16 protein-coding genes are annotated in these 16,305 nt (G+C 71.2%); 8 read left to right on the forward strand and 8 right to left on the reverse strand.

Annotated features, from left to right (window positions below; genetic code table 11):
- The first annotated feature begins 2 nt into the window (after window positions 1-2).
- Window positions 3-1,328: an MFS transporter gene (locus ACFZB3_RS36570; protein ID WP_391383598.1), complete on the forward strand. Its 1,326-nt coding sequence runs from the start codon at window positions 3-5 to the stop codon at window positions 1,326-1,328.
- A gap of 400 nt (window positions 1,329-1,728) precedes the next feature.
- Here ACFZB3_RS36570 and ACFZB3_RS36575 read toward each other — a convergent pair whose 3' ends face one another.
- Complete coding sequence (locus ACFZB3_RS36575; RefSeq protein WP_391383601.1) at window positions 1,729-2,349, reverse strand: TetR family transcriptional regulator; 621 nt, start codon at window positions 2,347-2,349, stop codon at window positions 1,729-1,731.
- Window positions 2,350-2,493: 144 nt separating this feature from the next.
- Between ACFZB3_RS36575 and ACFZB3_RS36580 the strand changes: the two genes are divergently transcribed.
- The 3 genes from ACFZB3_RS36580 to ACFZB3_RS36590 all read left to right on the forward strand — a co-directional run bounded on the left by ACFZB3_RS36580 (window position 2,494) and on the right by ACFZB3_RS36590 (window position 4,606).
- Window positions 2,494-2,955 carry a cupin domain-containing protein gene (locus tag ACFZB3_RS36580; RefSeq protein ID WP_391383604.1) on the forward strand — a complete coding sequence of 154 codons (462 nt, stop codon included), beginning with the start codon at window positions 2,494-2,496 and terminating at the stop codon, window positions 2,953-2,955.
- On the forward strand, window positions 2,952-3,296 hold the full coding sequence (locus ACFZB3_RS36585) for a hypothetical protein (protein WP_391383607.1): 345 nt from the start codon (window positions 2,952-2,954) through the stop codon (window positions 3,294-3,296). The genes ACFZB3_RS36580 and ACFZB3_RS36585 overlap by 4 nt, the downstream gene beginning before the upstream one ends.
- Window positions 3,297-3,490: 194 nt before the next feature.
- Entirely contained in the window at window positions 3,491-4,606 is a 1,116-nt protein-coding gene (locus ACFZB3_RS36590) for a DUF475 domain-containing protein (protein WP_391383612.1), read from the forward strand.
- 156 nt (window positions 4,607-4,762) lie between these two features.
- Here ACFZB3_RS36590 and ACFZB3_RS36595 read toward each other — a convergent pair whose 3' ends face one another.
- From ACFZB3_RS36595 to ACFZB3_RS36615, 5 genes are all read right to left on the reverse strand, one after another.
- Window positions 4,763-5,797: a zinc-binding dehydrogenase gene (locus tag ACFZB3_RS36595; protein WP_391383615.1), complete on the reverse strand. Its 1,035-nt coding sequence runs from the start codon at window positions 5,795-5,797 to the stop codon at window positions 4,763-4,765.
- Between the two features lie 74 nt (window positions 5,798-5,871).
- Window positions 5,872-6,243, reverse strand: a complete 372-nt coding sequence (locus ACFZB3_RS36600; protein ID WP_391383617.1) for a DUF2255 family protein — start codon at window positions 6,241-6,243, stop codon at window positions 5,872-5,874.
- A 52-nt stretch (window positions 6,244-6,295) separates the two neighbouring features.
- Window positions 6,296-7,363: an alcohol dehydrogenase catalytic domain-containing protein gene (locus tag ACFZB3_RS36605; protein WP_391383620.1), complete on the reverse strand. Its 1,068-nt coding sequence runs from the start codon at window positions 7,361-7,363 to the stop codon at window positions 6,296-6,298.
- A gap of 52 nt (window positions 7,364-7,415) precedes the next feature.
- Window positions 7,416-8,300 carry an aldo/keto reductase gene (locus ACFZB3_RS36610; RefSeq protein WP_391383623.1) on the reverse strand — a complete coding sequence of 295 codons (885 nt, stop codon included), beginning with the start codon at window positions 8,298-8,300 and terminating at the stop codon, window positions 7,416-7,418.
- Window positions 8,300-9,670 (reverse strand): MFS transporter, encoded by a 1,371-nt coding sequence (locus tag ACFZB3_RS36615; RefSeq protein ID WP_391383627.1) that lies wholly within the window; start codon window positions 9,668-9,670, stop codon window positions 8,300-8,302. Before ACFZB3_RS36615 ends, ACFZB3_RS36610 begins: the two co-directional genes overlap by 1 nt.
- Window positions 9,671-10,059: 389 nt before the next feature.
- On the opposite strand from ACFZB3_RS36615, the gene ACFZB3_RS36620 reads away from it, so the two are divergent.
- Window positions 10,060-10,956, forward strand: coding sequence for a helix-turn-helix domain-containing protein (locus tag ACFZB3_RS36620; protein WP_391383630.1), 897 nt, complete (start codon window positions 10,060-10,062; stop codon window positions 10,954-10,956).
- Between the two features lie 28 nt (window positions 10,957-10,984).
- The gene (locus ACFZB3_RS36625) at window positions 10,985-12,004 is read left to right on the forward strand and encodes an aldo/keto reductase (RefSeq protein WP_391383634.1); all 1,020 of its coding nucleotides are present in this window, start codon (window positions 10,985-10,987) and stop codon (window positions 12,002-12,004) included.
- Between the two features lie 28 nt (window positions 12,005-12,032).
- On the opposite strand, the gene ACFZB3_RS36630 is transcribed toward ACFZB3_RS36625, so the two are convergent.
- A complete protein-coding gene (locus tag ACFZB3_RS36630; protein WP_391383637.1) occupies window positions 12,033-12,374 on the reverse strand; it encodes an antibiotic biosynthesis monooxygenase in 342 nt (113 codons plus the stop codon).
- Window positions 12,375-12,756: 382 nt separating this feature from the next.
- Here ACFZB3_RS36630 and ACFZB3_RS36635 point away from each other — a divergent pair, with 382 nt between their 5' ends.
- On the forward strand, window positions 12,757-13,404 hold the full coding sequence (locus ACFZB3_RS36635) for a Fe-Mn family superoxide dismutase (RefSeq protein ID WP_391383640.1): 648 nt from the start codon (window positions 12,757-12,759) through the stop codon (window positions 13,402-13,404).
- Window positions 13,405-13,548: 144 nt separating this feature from the next.
- Here ACFZB3_RS36635 and ACFZB3_RS36640 read toward each other — a convergent pair whose 3' ends face one another.
- On the reverse strand, window positions 13,549-14,823 hold the full coding sequence (locus ACFZB3_RS36640; RefSeq protein WP_391383642.1) for an alpha/beta fold hydrolase: 1,275 nt from the start codon (window positions 14,821-14,823) through the stop codon (window positions 13,549-13,551).
- 236 nt (window positions 14,824-15,059) lie between these two features.
- Here ACFZB3_RS36640 and ACFZB3_RS36645 point away from each other — a divergent pair, with 236 nt between their 5' ends.
- Window positions 15,060-16,304: a serine hydrolase gene (locus tag ACFZB3_RS36645; protein ID WP_391383647.1), complete on the forward strand. Its 1,245-nt coding sequence runs from the start codon at window positions 15,060-15,062 to the stop codon at window positions 16,302-16,304.
- Window position 16,305 lies beyond the last annotated feature (1 nt).

The following is a 16,305-nucleotide window of genomic DNA, read 5'->3' on the forward strand; positions in this document are numbered from 1 at the left end:
GGATGGTCCTGATACTGGCTGTCACGTGCGCCGTGGCAGTGGGCAACATCTACTTTCCGCAGGCCATCGGTCCGCTGGTCGCCGCCGGGCTGCACGTGTCCCCGGACTCGGCCGCCGCGGTGGTGACCGCCACGCAGATCGGTTACACGGCCGGGATGGTCCTGCTGGTGCCGCTCGGCGACCGGCTCCCGCACCGCTCGTTCCTCGTCGCCCTTCTCGTCCTGACCGGTCTGGCGCTGCTCGCCGCGGGTTGCGCACCGGCTCTGCCGGCCCTCATCGCCGCCAGCACCCTGGTCGGTCTGACCACCGTGGGCGCGCAGGTCGTCGGCCCGCTGGCGGCCGGTCTCGTGGCCGCCGACCGCCAAGGAGCCGTGCTCGGTGCCCTGCTGAGCGGATCGACCGGCGGCATGCTGCTGGCCCGGACCTTCAGCGGCACGCTCGGTGAAGGGCTGGGCTGGCGGGCCCCCTACCTGATCGCCGCGGTCCTCGCCCTGCTCCTCGCCACCGTCCTGGCGTTCGCGGTGCCCGTCACGACCCCGTCCTCCCGCCAGCGGTACACGGCACTCCTGGCCGAGCCACTGCGCCTGCTGCGCACCGAGCCGGAACTGCGCCGCTCCTGCTTCTACCAGGCAACCGTCTTCGCCGGGTTCTCCGCCGTCTGGACCTGCCTGGCGCTCCTGCTCACCGGACCGGCCTACGGGCTGGGTGCCCAGGCGGTCGGCATGATCGCCCTGACCGGTACGGCGACCATGGTCTGCACCCCGCTCGCCGGCCGTCTGGTGGACCGCCACGGCCCCGATCCGGTGAACCTCGTCTGCATGCTCGGCGTCCTCGCCGCGGCCGCGATCCTCGCCGCCGGTGCCTGGGGCGGCACCCTGGGGCTGGCCGCCCTGACACTCGGCACGCTGCTCCTCGACACCGCGATGCAGTCCGGCATGGTCGCCAACCAGGTCCGCGTCTACGCCCTGCGCTCCGACGCCCGCGGCAGGCTCAACACCGCGTACATGACCTGCGCCTACCTGGGCGGCAGCGCAGGCTCTTGGCTCGGGGTACGCGTCTGGAGCCGGGCCGGCTGGTGGGGCGTGTGCTTACTCGTCGCGCTGCTTGCCGCACTCGCCCTGGCCCGCCACCTGCTGGCGCCGGGCGCGTTCGGGGAGAGCCCGGTCAGGACCCGGGCGGAGAATCCGGACGGCTACGGCCACAGTCCGGGCACTGGTGGAAGCGGGCAAGCCTCGTGCGGCAGCTCCGCTACTCGGTCTGGTCGTCCGACTCGTCGTGGGCGCGGGGGCCACGCGACGGGCGCAGGCCAGGCGCCCCGGGCCGGGTGAGCAGCTCATCGGTGACGGGAAAGTCATCGGTGACGGGAAAGCCATCCGTGACGGGAAAGCCATCGGTGACTGGAAAGCCGTCGGTGGCGAACTGCTTGACGGTAGCGCCGATGCGGCGGCTGTCGAACAGCACAACCCCGTGCCCCGGGCCGTCCACGACGCAGGACAGTCCTCCTGGACCTCCCGTCGGCGGTTGCGTGGGGCGGCGGGGAGGAGGGCCTGGCCGGTGCCCTCAACCGCCGGGACGGTTCACGCCGTCAGGGCCGACCCGCTGGGCCGGGCGTCCCGGACGCCGCTCGCGGACCCCTCCGGCTCGCCGCTTGCCGCGCGGGCTGCGGGCTGCGGGGTTACGCAGTGCCAGTAACCTCCCGTGCGGCAAGCACGGCCGGCCTGCGGAGGTTCAGCCGGTGGCGGGTCCCGTGGGGATGGCCGCGACTGCCGCCGCGGTCATCTGCCGTGCGGTGGTCACGAGGCCGGCGACCGCGTCGTCGGGGGTCAGGCCGCAGAGGTCCAGCAGGGCGAACAGCGACTCGGCGCTGATCACGAGGGCGAGGCCGCGGACCAGTTGTGCCACGTCCGCGCGCTGCGCGGAGCCGCACCTGTCGGCCCACGGGGCAAGGGCGTGCTCGATGAGTCCGAAGCGGCGGGCGGGACGGTCCTTGGACGTCGAGGGCTTCGCGATGGCCGAGGAGACGACCACCCGGACGGCACCCTGCCTGCGCAGCACCGCCCGGCCGAGGATCTCCGCGGCCTGGCCGATCCGTTCGACCGGGTCGTCGCTGTGCGTCGCCGCTCGCAGGACCGCGACCAGATCGTCCGTCATCACGGCGGCGCGCAGGAGTGAGACGAGGTCGGGGAAGTAGCGATAGGCGGTCGCTTCGGAGACCCCTGCCTCGGCCGCGACCGCCGGCATCGTGATCTCCGCCCCGGTGTCGGCGAGGTCGCGGGCGGCCGTGACGATCGCCGACCTGGTCCGTTCCATCGTCTTGCTGAGCCCGCTCGGGCGACTCCGCTCGGCCATGATCATCCTTCCGTGCCGGCCGAAATCATATCGGGCGAGGACATTGAATGAGAGTCGACTCTTTTTTTGAGAGTCGACTTGCATAAAGGTTCGGATCGATCATAGGGTCCTGGCGTTGGCAACCCCACCAGTCAGGGAGATCCCATGGCCCAGGTGTCGATCACCGGTCCCGGCGAGGGCGAGCTCATCGTCAACGGCCCGTCGACGATCCGGATCCTTGAGGACGGCAGCAACACCGACCACCGCCTGGGGATGGGTGAAATCACCATCCCCCCGCACACCGCCGGTCCTCCGCAGCACCGCCATGCACAGCACGACGAGGGCTTCTACGTACTTTCGGGCAGCGTGCGGTTCACCGTCGGGCAGGACGACCACGACGCCGGAGCCGGTACGTGGGTCATGGTCCCGCCGGGTGCACCGCACACGTTCGCCAACGTCACCGACGACACGGCGGTCATGCTCAACACCTTCACTCCGGACCTGTACGTGCAGTACTTCCGTGACCTCAAGGCCATGGTCGAGTCCGGGCAGCCGCTGTCACCCGAAGCCGTCGCAGAGGTCTGGACGAAGTACGGCACCGAACCGTCGACCGAGTACGCCCCGTGAACGTTCTCCTGGGGGCCAACACCGTCGGTGCGGTCGCCGGCATCGTCTTCGCGCTGGTGGGAGGGGTGCGCCCGGCGGCGCTGAGCGAGAGCGGTACGCCGACCGCCGGCGAACGCTTCTACGGCTGGATGTACGCGACCAGGGGAGTGCCCCTGGGGGCGGCGGCCCTCGTCGCACCGCTCGCGTGGTCGGGCCCGGCCGGCTCGCTCATCCTCTGCGCGGCCGCCGCGGCCCAGGTGGGCGACGCCGCCATCGGAGTCGCCACGAGGAAGTGGACGATGATCGCGGGTGCCTCGCTCCTGACCGCGATACACCTCGCAACGGCCGCCGCCACCGCCTGAGCAGGGCTCACGCCCGACAGGAGGCCGGACAGGTGTCCCGGGCCCGGGACCGGAGGAACGTCGTGTTCACGACGTGCACCGGCGGATCGCGGCCGGGTACCCGCCGGGACACCCCGAGGACAGCTGGCCGTGATAGACAACGCCGGTGTGACGGGCGGCCGTTGGCGTTCGCGGGATGACAGGAGAGTGCAGCCGTGCTGTTGAGGACCTTTCGCTGGGCGTTCCTGGTCACCGTGGTCGGCCTGGCGGCCGGGGTGCTGTACGACGGCTGGACCGCCCTCGGGATCGTGGCGATCCTGGCCGTCCTGGAGATCTCCCTGTCGTTCGACAACGCTGTCGTCAACGCCGGGATCCTGAAGAAGATGAACGCCTTCTGGCAGAGCGTCTTCCTCACGGTGGGCGTCCTGATCGCCGTGTTCGGCATGCGGCTCGCCTTTCCGGTCGTCATCGTCGCGATCACCGCCCAGCTCAATCCGTACGACGCGGTGAACCTGGCGCTGACCGACAAGGACCGCTACGAGCAACTGGTCACCGACGCCCACCCGGCGATCGCCGCCTTCGGCGGCATGTTCCTGCTGATGATCTTCCTGGACTTCGTCTTCGAGGACCGGGACGTGCAGTGGCTGGGCTGGATCGAGCGCCCGCTGGCCAGGCTCGGCAAGGTCGACATGCTGTCGGTCTGCATCGCCCTGATCGTCCTGCTCGTCACGTCCTTCACCTTCGCCGCCCACGCCCACCAGCACGGTGGCGCGCACGCCGACAAGGCGCAGACGGTGCTGGTCTCCGGCATCGCCGGACTGATCACGTACCTGGTCGTGGGCGGCCTGTCGGGCTACTTCGAGAACCAGCTGGAGGAGGACGAGGAGAGCCAGCGGCGGCGCGGGGGCTCGGCGGTGCTGCTGGCCGGCCGGGCCGCGTTCTTCATGTTCCTCTACCTGGAGGTCCTGGACGCGTCGTTCTCGTTCGACGGCGTGATCGGCGCGTTCGCCATCACCAACGACATCGTGCTGATGGCCCTGGGCCTCGGTATCGGTGCGATGTACGTCCGTTCGCTCACCGTGTACCTCGTCCGTCAGGGCACCCTGGACGACTACGTCTACCTGGAGCACGGCGCCCACTACGCGATCGGCGCGCTGGCCGTGATCCTGATGGTCACCATCCAGTACCAGATCAACGAGGTCGTCACCGGTCTGGTCGGCGTCGTCCTGATCGGCTGGTCCTTCTGGTCCTCCGTGCGACGCAACCGGCAACTGGCGGCGGCCGAGGCGGAGTCGGGGTCGGAGACCGCCGAAGCGGTCCGCGTCCCGTAGCCCACGGGGTGCGCCGGCCACCGCCTCCGACGCCGATGCCCCGTCCCGCCCCGTCGGACTACTCGATGAGTCCCGGGCCGGTGACGGCGAGGGTGGCCAGAGGGCCCGGGCGCAGGCGCTCGTGCGCCGTGGCGGCCGGTCCCGGTCTGCGGGCGGTCACGGGCGCACCAGTACCTTCAGTGCCTCGCGGTCGTTCATCGCGCGGTAGCCGTCGGCGATGTCCTCCAGGGCGACGGTGCGGTCGAAGACGCGGCCCGGCCGGATCGAGCCGTCGAGGATGTGCGGCATCAGCTCCCCGATGTAGGCGCGGGCGGGCGCGACGCCCCCGGTGAGGGTGATGTTGCGCATGAAGTCGGCGAACCCGAACGGTACGTCGGTGAACTGCGGGGCGCCGACGCGGCTGACCGTGCCGCCGTCGCGGACCACGCCGAAGCTCTGCACGAGGGCGTCCTTCAGGCCGACGCATTCCAGTACCTTCCGCGTGCCCTCGCCGCCGGTCAGCTCGCGGACCCGGGCGACGCCCTCGGCTCCGCGTTCGGCGACCACGTCGGTGGCGCCGAAGTCGCGGCCCAGGTCGGTGCGGGCCCGGTGGCGGCCCATCAGGATGACCTGCTCGGCGCCCAGCAGCCGGGCACAGATCACGGCGGACAGGCCCACGGCACCGTCCCCGATCACGGTGACGGTGTCGCCGCGGCGGACGCCGGCGGTGTACGCGGCGTGATAGCCGGTGCTGAGCACGTCGGAGAGGGTGAGCAGATCGGGGAGCAGCTCGGAGTCCTCGGCGACGGGCAGCCGGACCAGGGTGCCGTCGGCCTGGGGGACGCGGGCGGCCTGGCCCTGGCCGCCGTCGACACCGTTCACGCCCCACGGGCCGCCGTGCGGGCAGGACGTCTGCAGGCCTTCGCGGCAGTACCCGCAGGTGTTGTCGGCCCAGACGAACGGGGCGACGACCACGTCGCCGGGCCTGAGGGTGCGCACGTCGGGTCCGGTCTCCTCGACGACGCCGAGGAACTCGTGGCCCATGTGCCGGGGGTTGTCGGTGGGCTCCAGCGACTTGTAGGGCCACAGGTCGCTGCCGCACACGCAGGACAGCACTATCCGGACGACCGCGTCGGTGGGCTGCTGGATCTTCGGGTCGGCGACGTCTTCGACGCGTACGTCTTCGGCCGCGTACATCAGGGTGGCTCGCACGGTGGTGCTCCTTGGAGGGCCTTGGCGGGGCCGTTTTGAGGGTGAGTGTGGGCGGGTGTGGGCGGGGGCGGGGGTCAGCGGGGTTCGAGTCGCAGGGTGGAGGCGTGGGCCCGGTCGGTCAGGACGTGTCCGACGATGCCGGTGTAACGGCCGTACTTCTCCCGGTAGGCCGCGTCCACCTCGGCGTACTCGCCGGGATCGGCGTCGTGGAAGGCGACGTCGGCCCGGACGCCCGCGGCCTCGACGCGTCCCTGGTGGCGGGAGCGGGTGCCGCGGTACCAGGGGCCGTCGACGCCCTTGACCGAGCGGACGTAGAGCCGGTCGCCCGCGCGGACGACCCACATGGTCACGGGCGTGCGGAGGGTGCCGTCGGCGCGTTCGGACTCCAGGTCCAGTTCTTCCGCCGCGCCGATCCTGCTCAGGTCGGAGGCGTTCCAGGCGGTCATGGTTCGCACCTTTCGTGGACGGGAGGCGATTGTTCGTGCAGGGAGGAGCGCGTCATGCCTTCGGATCGGCGAAGGTCGCGCCGTCGACGACGAACCGGTAGCGGACGTCGGAGGCGAGGATCCGCTCGTAGGCGGTGTTGATGTCCCGCGCGGCGATCAGCTCGATGTCGGCGCCCACGCCGTGCACGGCCGCGAAGTCGAGCATCTCCTGGGTCTCGGCGATGCCGCCGAACAGCGAGCCCGCGTAGGAGCGGCCGTTCTGGCACAGGGTGAGGACGTCCACCGGCATCGGCTCCGTCGTCACCCCGGCGTTCACCATGGTGCCGTGCAGCCGCAGCATCCCGAGGTGGTCGGGGAGGGACACCGGCGCGCTGACGGTGTTCAGGATGATGTCGAAGGTGTCGGCCAGTTCGGTGAACGCCGAGCCGTCGCCGGTCACGGCGTAGTGGTCGGCGCCGAGGGCCAGGGCGGCCTCGCGCTTGTCGCCGGACCGGGACAGCACGGTCACGTCGGCGCCCATGGCCTTGGCCATCTTCACGCCGAGGTGGCCGAGGCCGCCGAGGCCGACGACCGCGACCCTGGTGCCGGGCCGGGCGCCGAACCGCCTGAGCGGGGCGTAGACGGTGATGCCGGCGCACAGCAGGGGAGCGGCGGCCGCCGGGTCGAGGGATTCGGGCACGCGGACGACGAAGTCCTCGGGGGCGACGATCGCCTCGGAGTAGCCGCCCTGGGTGTGGGCGCCCGGTTCGGCCGGGTCGGGGCTGCCGAAGACCAGGGTGTGGCCCTTGAGGCAGTACTGCTCCTGCCCGGCCTTGCAGTTCTCGCACGCGCGGCAGGAGTTGACCATGCAGCCGATGCCGACCAGGTCGCCGACGCGGTGGCGGGTGACCCCGGACCCGGTCTCGGTCACCCGGCCGACGATCTCGTGGCCGGGGACGAGCGGGCTGACCGGCAGCGGGCCGAACGCGCCGCCGGCGAAGTTGATGTCGGAGTGGCAGACACCGCAGTAGAGGATGTCGAGCCTGACGTCGTGCGGGCCGACGTCCCGGCGCTCGACGGCCACGGCGGTGAGCGGCTTGCCCGCTTCGTGGGCGCCGAACGCGTTGACGGTGGTGGGCATGGTGGTTCCTTTGCGCGGGTACGAGGTGGTGCCGGGCTGCTACGGGGTGGTGTCAGGCTTCGGGGATGGCACGGCCGTAGTTCGCGAGGGTGATGTTCTCCGGCTCGGGGCCGCCGCGGCGGCCGGTCTCCAGGGCGTCGAGGGCCTTCAGTTCGTCCGCGGTCAGCTCGAAGTCGAAGACGTCGATGTTCTCCGCGATGCGGTGGCGCCTGGTCGACTTGGGGATCACGGAGCGGCCGTGCTGCAGGCCCCAGCGGAGCAGCACCTGGGCGGGGCTCTTGCCGTGCGCCTCGGCGATGCCGGTGACGACGGGGTCCGCCAGGACACTCCTGCGGCTCTCGCCGTATCCCGGGTAGAAGGTGATGCCTCCGATGGGGGACCACGCCTGGTTGAGGATGCCGTGCCGGTCGTCGAAGTCGAGGAGGGCGCGCTGCTGGAAGTAGGGGTGGATCTCCAGCTGGTTGACGGCGGGGACGACGGCGGTGGCGTCGAGGAGGGCGGTCAGGTGGTCGACCATGAAGTTGCTGACGCCGATGGCGCGCACCCTGCCGTCGGCCAGGAGCCTTTCCAGGGCGCGGTAGGCGGCGAGGGTCCGGTCGAAGTCCGACGGCAGGGCCTGGTGCAGGATGAGCAGGTCGATGCGGTCGACGCCCAGTTTGGCGGCGCTCTTGTCGAAGCCGTGCAGGGTCTCGTCGTACCCGTAGTCGCTGATCCAGATCTTCGTCTCGACGAAGATCTCCTCGCGGGGCACGGCGGACTCGCGGACGGCCCGGCCGACCTCGCGTTCGTTGCCGTAGGCGGCGGCGGTGTCGATGTGCCGGTAGCCGAGGTCGAGCGCGGCCGTGACGGCGGCCCGGGTCTCGTCGGGCGGGGTCTGGAAGACGCCGAGTCCGAGGGCCGGCATCTCGACGCCGTTGTTGAGGGTGAGGGTCTGCATCACAGGGACCTTTCGGTACGGGTGGCCCGGGAGGGCACGACGAGGGTCACGACGGCCAGGACCGCCAGGGAGAGCAGGACGGCGGAGCCGGTCAGGGCGGCGCCCGAGCGGGCCGCGATGCCGGCGGCGTCGTGGCCGGTGGAGACGGTGGCGGCCACGGCGGTCAGGATGCTCAGGCTCAGCGCGCTGCCGATCTGGTGCACGGTGTTGACCAGGCCCGAGCCGGCGCCGGCGTCCGCGGGCGCGACGCCGTCGACACCGCTGGAGGTCATCGGGGCCAGCGCCAGCCCCTGTCCGGCGCCGATGAGCGCCATGGGCAGTGCCACTCCCGTCACATAGGGGGTGTGCAGGCCGAGGCGGCTGAGCCAGGCCAGGCCGGCCGCGGTCAGGACGACCCCGGTGAGCAGCACTCTCTGTCTGCCCGCCCGCTCCAGCAACCGCGGCACCTGGACCGCGAGGACGAAGTTGACCAGCGTCATCGGCAGGAAGGAGAGCCCCGCCTGCAACGGCGTCCAGTGGTAGACGCTCTGCACGAACTGCGCCGTGAAGAAGAAGAACCCCATCATGGCGCCCATGTAGAGCATCCGGGTGAGGTACGCGCCGCTGCGCTCCCGGCTCGCGAACAGCCGCAGTGGCACGATCGGCTGCGCGGCCCGCCGCTCCACCCGGACGAACAGGCACAGCATCCCCGCACCCGCCACCAGCGGAACCAGGGTGGCCGGCGCGGCCGGGCCGAGGTCGGACGCGTCGACGATGCCGAGGACCAGAGCGGTCGAACCCAGCGTCGCCAGGAGCGCGCCCGGGATGTCGAAGCGGCCCCGCCGACGGTCGGTCTCCGGCAGGAAACGCACGGCCAGCACCATCATCACGATGCCGACCGGCACGTTCAGGAAGAACCCGGCCCGCCACGAGACCAGGTCCGCGACCAGACCTCCGACGACCAGGCCGAGGGAGGCACCGAGACCCGCGACCGCGCTGTACGCGGCCATCGCGCGGTCCCGGGCCCGGCCCTCGGGGAAGCTGCGGGTGAGCAGCGACAGCGCGGAGGGGGCCAGAACCGCGGCCCCGACGCCCTGCAGCGCCCGGGCCCCGATCAGCCACCACTGGCTCTGCGCGGCCCCGACCAGGAGCGAGGACAGCGAGAAGACGACCAGGGAGGAGAGGAACAGCCTGCGGTGTCCGAACAGGTCGCCGGCCCGGGCGCCGAGGAGCAGCAGCCCGCCGAAGACCAGGACGTAGGCGTTGGTGATCCAGGACAGACCCGTCTCGGAGAACCCCATGTCGGAGCGGATCTGCGGCAGCCCGGTGAAGACGATCGAGTTGTCGAGGATGACCATGAAATAGCTGACGCAGATGATCGTCAGGATCACCGTCGCGTGTCCCCGAGGACTCGGGCCGGCCGCACGCCCGGCACGGACAGCCGCGGCGTGGGCGTCCCCGGCGTGGACCCCGCCGGTTGCGGACAAGGACGCTGTGGGCACGGAACTCCTTCTGACGGAACAGGTCGGCGGAACAGGTCGGCGGAACAGGTCGGTCTCCGGTCCGGGCCCGGTCGTGGCCGGCCGGGACCTCGGTCCTTTCCAGAGAACCGCGCCCCGCGCCGCGGGTGGGAGTCACTGCTCTTCCAGGTAATGGCAGTACCTCGCAGGCGCCTGCCGACGGATCTACCGTGAGGAGACCGGCGCAGGATTCACCACGATCAGAAGGAGCCGCCGCATGTCCGCCCGCGCTGCCACCGCAGAAGCTCCGGGGCCCGAGCATGGCTGACACCGACCGGAAGACCCTGGCCGCCGAGGTCCGCGAGTTCCTGAGCACCCGCCGGGCCCGGATCACCCCGGAGCAGGCCGGGCTGCCGGTCTACGGCGGGAACCGCCGGGTCGCCGGCCTCCGCCGTGAGGAGGTCGCCCTGCTGGCGGGCATGAGCGTGGACTACTACATCCGGCTGGAGCGCGGGAACCTCACCGGCGCCTCGGACTCGGTGCTCGACGCCCTCGCACAGGCACTCCAGCTGGACGAGGCCGAACGCACCCACCTCTACGACCTCGCCCGCGCGGCGACGCCGTCGGGCCGACGGCCCACGGTGACCGCGTCCCGGGTGCGGCCCACGATCCTGCGGCTGCTCGACTCGATGACCGACGTGCCGGCGTACGTGCGCAACGCGCGCTTCGACGTCCTGGCCGCCAACTCACTGGGACGTGCGCTGTACGCACCCGTCTTCGACTCGCCGCTGTTCGCCCGGCGCGGTCCGGTCAACACCGCGCGCTTCATGTTCCTCGACCCGGCCAGCCAGGAGTTCTGGACGGACTGGGACAAGGGCGCCAACGACGCGGTCGCCTTCCTGCGCACCGAGACGGGCCGGGCGCCCCACGACAAGGTGCTCACCGATCTGGTCGGAGAGCTGACGACCAAGAGCGACGACTTCGCCCGCCGGTGGGCCCGCCACGACGTGAAGTTCCACCGCTCCGGCGTCAAGCACCTTCACCACCCGCTGGTCGGTGATCTCGCGCTGCCCTACGAGGCGATGGACCTGCCGGCCGATCCCGGCCTGCGCCTCAACTTCTACACCCCGGAACCGGACTCCCGGGAGCGGGAGGCCCTGGGCCTGCTCGCCAGCTGGGCGGGTTCCGGCGCCGCCGTTCCCGCCGTGGACGACTGACCGCCACACGATCTAGGAGAACCGTTTCATGCAGTACCGACCGCTCGGGCGCACCGGCGTCCGGGTCAGCCCGCTCTGCCTGGGCGCCATGATGTTCGGCCCCTGGGGCAACGAGGACGAGGCCGACTCGATCCGGATCATCCACCGCGCCCTCGACGCGGGCATCAACTTCGTCGACACCGCCGACGTGTACTCCGCCGGCGTCTCGGAGGAGATCGTCGGCAAGGCGCTCAAGGACCGCCGCGAGGACGTGTTCCTGGCGACCAAGTTCTTCATGCCGATGGACCGCGACGACCCCAACCAGCGAGGCGGCTCACGGCGTTGGATCATCCGCGAGGTCGAGAACTCCCTGCGGCGGCTCGGCACCGACCACATCGACCTCTACCAGGTCCACCGCCCGAGCCCCGACACCGACGTCTCGGAGACCCTCGGTGCCCTCTCCGACCTCGTCCACCAGGGCAAGGTCCGCTACCTCGGCTCCTCGTCCTACTCCGGCTCCCAGATCGTCGAGGCCCAGTGGGTCTCGCGCGAGCGGAACCTGGAGCGGTTCGTGACCGAGCAGCCGCCGTACTCGATCCTGGTCCGCGGCATCGAGGAGGACGTGCTTCCCACCGCGCGCCGCCACGGCATGGGCACCCTCACGTACAGCCCGCTCTCCGGAGGCTGGCTCTCCGGCCGCTACCGCAGGCACGCCACCGAGGGGCCCGCCTCCGCGGCCCGTCCGCAGGCCCGCTTCGACATGAGCACCCCGGCCAACCAGCGCAAGCTCGACGCCGTCGAACAACTCGCCGTCCTGGCGGAGAAGGCCGGTCTCACGCTCATCGAGCTCGCCGTCGCCTTCGTCGTCAACCACCCCGGCGTCACCTCGGCGATCATCGGGCCCCGCACCATGGCACAGCTGGAGGCGTTCCTGCCTGCCGCAGACGTCACGCTGCCGGCCGACCTGCTCGACGCCATCGACGAGATCGTCGCACCCGGTGTCACGGTCAACCCGGTCGACAACAGCTACGGCGACTTCGAACTGCGCGCCGACCAGCGGCGGCGGTGAGGCGAGTGGCCCGGCAGGCCACGGGGGGTCACCGTGCGCCGCTGCCGTGCGTCGACCGCACCTTGAACAGCCGCGGCTGCACGTCGGTCGCGATCGTCGCCGCCTGGTCCATGTGGACGCGGGCCTCGGGGTTGGCGAGCATCGTCCGGTAGTGCTCCTCCGACTCCCACTGGGCGTAGTTGATGACGCGCTCGCCGTCCTGGGAGGCGTGGAAGTTGGCGCAGATGAAGCCGGGCTGGTGCCTCATCGTCTCCTCGGTGGCGCGGGCGAGCAGCGCGAGGAGTTCCGCCTGGCGGTCCGGCGGGACGGTGAAGACGTTGATGAGCGTCGCCACGGGGCGGACGCTGTCGATCTGTGCGGTAACGGCCATGATCCCAGTTCTCCCCTTACTGATGACCTGAGGGGCGGGCGGCGGACCGCTTTCCCCCGATCGGGCGAGTTGGCGGACGGGGCGGCTTATTGCATAGATGTCGCAATAACGAATAGAGTGCAGCATGCGGGCGGGCGGCCGCACCCGGCCCGCCGGGTGCGGGGTGGCTCCGCTTGACAGCGTCCCTTCGGAGAGGGTCGCCCCGCACCCGTCTCGGACGTGGCGGTCGGCGCGGCGTCCGTGGGTGAGGGGTGCGCCGGTGGAGTCGGGGCGTGGCGAGCGCGGCGGGAAGACCCGGGTCCAACGCCTCATCGGCAGAAGCCCTTCCTGCTGCTAGCGTGCAGTTGCACATCATTCGCAATTATGTCGGAGGACGTTGGACATGCCGGTGTACACGCTCCCGGAGCTCCCGTACGACTACTCGGCGCTCGCCCCGGTCATCAGCCCCGAGATCATCGAGCTGCACCACGACAAGCACCACGCGGCCTACGTGAAGGGCGCCAACGACACCCTCGAACAGCTCGCGGAGGCGCGGGACAAGGAGACCTGGGGCTCGATCAACGGCCTGGAGAAGAACCTGGCCTTCCACCTCTCCGGCCACATCCTGCACAGCATCTACTGGCAGAACATGACCGGCCCGAAGGACGGCGGCGGCGAGCCGCTGGCCGCCGACGGCGTGGGCGACCTCGCTGACGCGATCACCGAGTCCTTCGGCTCCTTCGCCGGCTTCAAGGCACAGCTCACCAAGGCCGCCGCGACCACCCAGGGCTCCGGCTGGGGCGTCCTCGCCTACGAGCCGCTCAGTGACCGCCTGATCGTCGAGCAGGTCTACGACCACCAGGGCAACGTCGGCCAGGGCTCCACCCCGGTCCTCGTCTTCGACGCCTGGGAGCACGCCTTCTACCTCCAGTACCGGAACCAGAAGGTCGACTTCATCGACGCCATGTGGGCCGTCGTCAACTGGCAGGACGTGGCCCGCCGTTACGCCGCCGCCAAGGAGCGCGGCGACAGCCTGCTGCTCCGCCCGTGACGCCGTGACACACCCTGGGCGTCCTGCCTCGTGATCGTCTTCTCACCCTTCACGGCGGCAGGCGGTACAAGGGAGGGCTCCCGCGGGCCGGATGCCTGCGGGAGCCCTCCTGTGTCCGGCGGCTCCTGTGTCCCGGACGGCGGGTCAGGAGCTGTGGGCCGACAGGAAGCCGGTGATGTGGCTCATCGTCTTCTCGGTGGACCAGGGCTCTGTGGCGCTGTCGGGCGACGAGGTGCTCGACGGGGTACCGGACGGGGCGCCGGTGAGGGCTGCCACGCTGAGGTCGCCGTGGCCGGCTCCGGTGAGTACGACGCGCTGGGCGTCGACGCCCTTGTCCTTGAGGGCGGTGAAGAGGTTCAGCGTCTGGCTGGGGGAGACCAGGGGGTCGGCCGTGCCGTGCATGAGGAGGAAGGGCGGGGTCGACGAGGTGATGTGGGTGGCCGGGTCGGCCGCGGCCACCTGGCTGGTGTACTGCGCGACGGACTTGGTGGTTCCGGGGCCGTAGACCCACTGCGCGGCGGAGTTGCCCTTGGCGTAGTTGAAGTCCTGGGCGGCCCGGTCGTAGTCGGCGGCGAGTTCCGACAGGTTCGCGGGGCCGAACTCGTCCACGACTCCCTGGACCGCGCTGCTCTGGTCGAGGTGGGCGCCGACGTCGTACTTCGTGTCGCCGCTGGTGACTCCGGTCATGGCGGCCAGGTATCCGCCCGCCGACTGGCCCCAGACGAAGACGCGGTCGGTGTCGATGCCGTAGGTGCCGGCGTTGGCGCGCAGGTAGCGGATGGCGGACTTGACGTCGGCGAGGGCGTCCTTGTAGGTGGCGCCGCCGGTCGTGGTGCGGTACTGGACGCTGGCGACCACGTAGCCCTGGTCGGCGACGTAGGTGCGCTGGTCCAGGTTGCCGGTGCGGTCCGCCGTCACCCAGCCGCCGCCCGTGACATAGACGACCAGGGGCTTCTTGCCCGAGGTCTTCGGTACCTGGATGTCGAGCTTCAGGTCGGTCTTCCTGCCCTCGGTGGTGGGTGAGGAGTAGGTGATGTCGTCGGTGGTGGTGATCGCCGACGTGTCGCAGGCGATCGCCGGGCCGGCCGGGTCGATGACCGTGCTGGTGCTGTTGTCGGTCTTCTTGATCGTCGATGCCTGTACGAGTTTCGTGGTGCCGCCTCCTGCCGGTGCGGACTGCGTGCCGCCGCCCGGGCCTGCTCCCGCTCCCGGGCCCGACGTGGATGCCGGGCACGCGGAGGCCGAAGCCGATGCCGGCGCGGTGGACGACGCGGCCGAGGAGCCGTCGTTCCCGCAGCCGGTCAGGCCGGCTCCGGCCGTGAGGGCGACCACCGCCAGGGCGACGATCCGCCCCGGGCGCCGGGGCCGTCGCCGCCGCTCTCCCTCGCCGTGGTCCGCGGCCGCTTCGTGTCCGTGCATCGCGCCTTCTCCCGCCGGTTGCCGATCTCGAATGCAGACTGATACGGAGATTGAATCTCCGTTTCGTTCCGCGGCCACCGTAGCATGAAGCGGAGATGCGATCTCCAGTTCGGTGGGCAGGGGGGGTTATGTACACCCCTCATCCGGTGGGATGTCCCATCCCCGCGCGCCTCTGGTTCCGGTTGGCTGGTGGTGGTCACCGACCGGGACACCCAGAAGCAACGGGGGATTCGAACATGCACCTGCCGCCGTCGAAGAGGGCCGGAGCCGCCCTGCTGACCGCAGCGCTGCTCGCGCTCGCCTCACCGATGACCGCGACCGCCGTCACCGCCGGACACCGCCCGGCCGCGCGGCACTCCTACGACGCGGCCGCCCTGCGCCAGGACCTGGCGGCCGTACGGCAGGCCGGGGGAGGCGATGTGAACGTGCTCGCCCGGGTCGACCGGGCGGACGGCGCCCCGCTCATGGCACGCATCGGCACCCGGAGCGCCGACTCCGCGGACCCGGTCCCGTGGAACGCGCACTTCCGCGTGGCGAGCACGACGAAGACGTTCACGGCCACCGTCGTCCTCCAGCTCGCCGCGGAGAAGAAGCTGTCGCTGGACGACACCGTCGAGCACTGGCTGCCGGGGGTCGTCGCCGGCAACGGCAACGACGGCGGCCGGATCACCGTCCGCGACCTGCTCCGCCAGACCAGCGGCCTGTACGACTATGTCGACGACCCGGAGATCCAGGACCGGTTGATCAACCACTTCGACGAGAACCGCTACGACACCACTCCCGCCGCCGACCTGGTGGCGGTGGCGACGAGGCACCGGCCGGTGTTCGTGCCGCAGCCCGGCGGGGCCACCCGGTGGGCGTACTCGAACACCAACTACCTGGTCGCCGGGATGATCGCGGAGAAGGCCGGCGGCGCGAGCTGGCAGGACCTGGTCGCGCACCGGGTGATCGCGAGGCTGGGACTGCGGAACACCTCCGTCCCCGGGCTCGACCCGTATCTCCCGGACCCGTATGTGCGCGCCTACCTGACGACCGCGGACGGCAGCCGTCTGGACGTCACCGAGCACAGCTTCCAGCACACCGCCGACTCCGGAGTGGTGAGCACCACCGCCGACCTGAACACCTTCTTCCGCGCCCTGGCCGGCGGCCGGCTGCTCCCCGCCGAGCAGTGGCGTGAGATGCGGCGGACCGTCGAGCGCACCGACGATCCGGAGGACGTCGCCGAGATGCCCGAGGGCACCTACGGCCTCGGGCTGCGCAGGATCCCGCTCTCCTGCGGCGGCTCCTACTACACCCACGAGGGCGACGGGGCCGGCGTCAACACCCGCCCCGCGGTGAGCGCGGACGGCAGGCGGGCGGTGACCGTCTCCGTCACCACCACGACCGCGCCGCCGGACCTCGCCGCCCTCAACCGCGCCACGGGCACCCTCGTCGACCACGCCCTGTGCGACCGGCCCGCCACGGGTTCCCGGAAGCGGTAGG

It is taken from the genome of Streptomyces sp. NPDC008092 (assembly GCF_042957285.1).
Lineage (GTDB): Bacteria > Actinomycetota > Actinomycetes > Streptomycetales > Streptomycetaceae > Streptomyces.

What these genes read in the sequence shown, in the direction of transcription:
- ACFZB3_RS36640 (WP_391383642.1), bottom strand. Translation starts at nt 14,823, where the DNA reads ATGCACGGACACGAAGCGGCCGCGGACCACGGCGAGGGAGAGCGGCGG.
- ACFZB3_RS36580 (WP_391383604.1), top strand. Translation starts at nt 2,494, where the DNA reads ATGGCCCAGGTGTCGATCACCGGTCCCGGCGAGGGCGAGCTCATCGTC.
- ACFZB3_RS36610 (WP_391383623.1), bottom strand. Translation starts at nt 8,300, where the DNA reads ATGCAGACCCTCACCCTCAACAACGGCGTCGAGATGCCGGCCCTCGGA.
- ACFZB3_RS36630 (WP_391383637.1), bottom strand. Translation starts at nt 12,374, where the DNA reads ATGGCCGTTACCGCACAGATCGACAGCGTCCGCCCCGTGGCGACGCTC.
- ACFZB3_RS36620 (WP_391383630.1), top strand. Translation starts at nt 10,060, where the DNA reads ATGGCTGACACCGACCGGAAGACCCTGGCCGCCGAGGTCCGCGAGTTC.
- ACFZB3_RS36575 (WP_391383601.1), bottom strand. Translation starts at nt 2,349, where the DNA reads ATGGCCGAGCGGAGTCGCCCGAGCGGGCTCAGCAAGACGATGGAACGG.
- ACFZB3_RS36635 (WP_391383640.1), top strand. Translation starts at nt 12,757, where the DNA reads ATGCCGGTGTACACGCTCCCGGAGCTCCCGTACGACTACTCGGCGCTC.
- ACFZB3_RS36600 (WP_391383617.1), bottom strand. Translation starts at nt 6,243, where the DNA reads ATGACCGCCTGGAACGCCTCCGACCTGAGCAGGATCGGCGCGGCGGAA.
- ACFZB3_RS36645 (WP_391383647.1), top strand. Translation starts at nt 15,060, where the DNA reads ATGCACCTGCCGCCGTCGAAGAGGGCCGGAGCCGCCCTGCTGACCGCA.
- ACFZB3_RS36605 (WP_391383620.1), bottom strand. Translation starts at nt 7,363, where the DNA reads ATGCCCACCACCGTCAACGCGTTCGGCGCCCACGAAGCGGGCAAGCCG.
- ACFZB3_RS36570 (WP_391383598.1), top strand. Translation starts at nt 3, where the DNA reads ATGGTCCTGATACTGGCTGTCACGTGCGCCGTGGCAGTGGGCAACATC.
- ACFZB3_RS36625 (WP_391383634.1), top strand. Translation starts at nt 10,985, where the DNA reads ATGCAGTACCGACCGCTCGGGCGCACCGGCGTCCGGGTCAGCCCGCTC.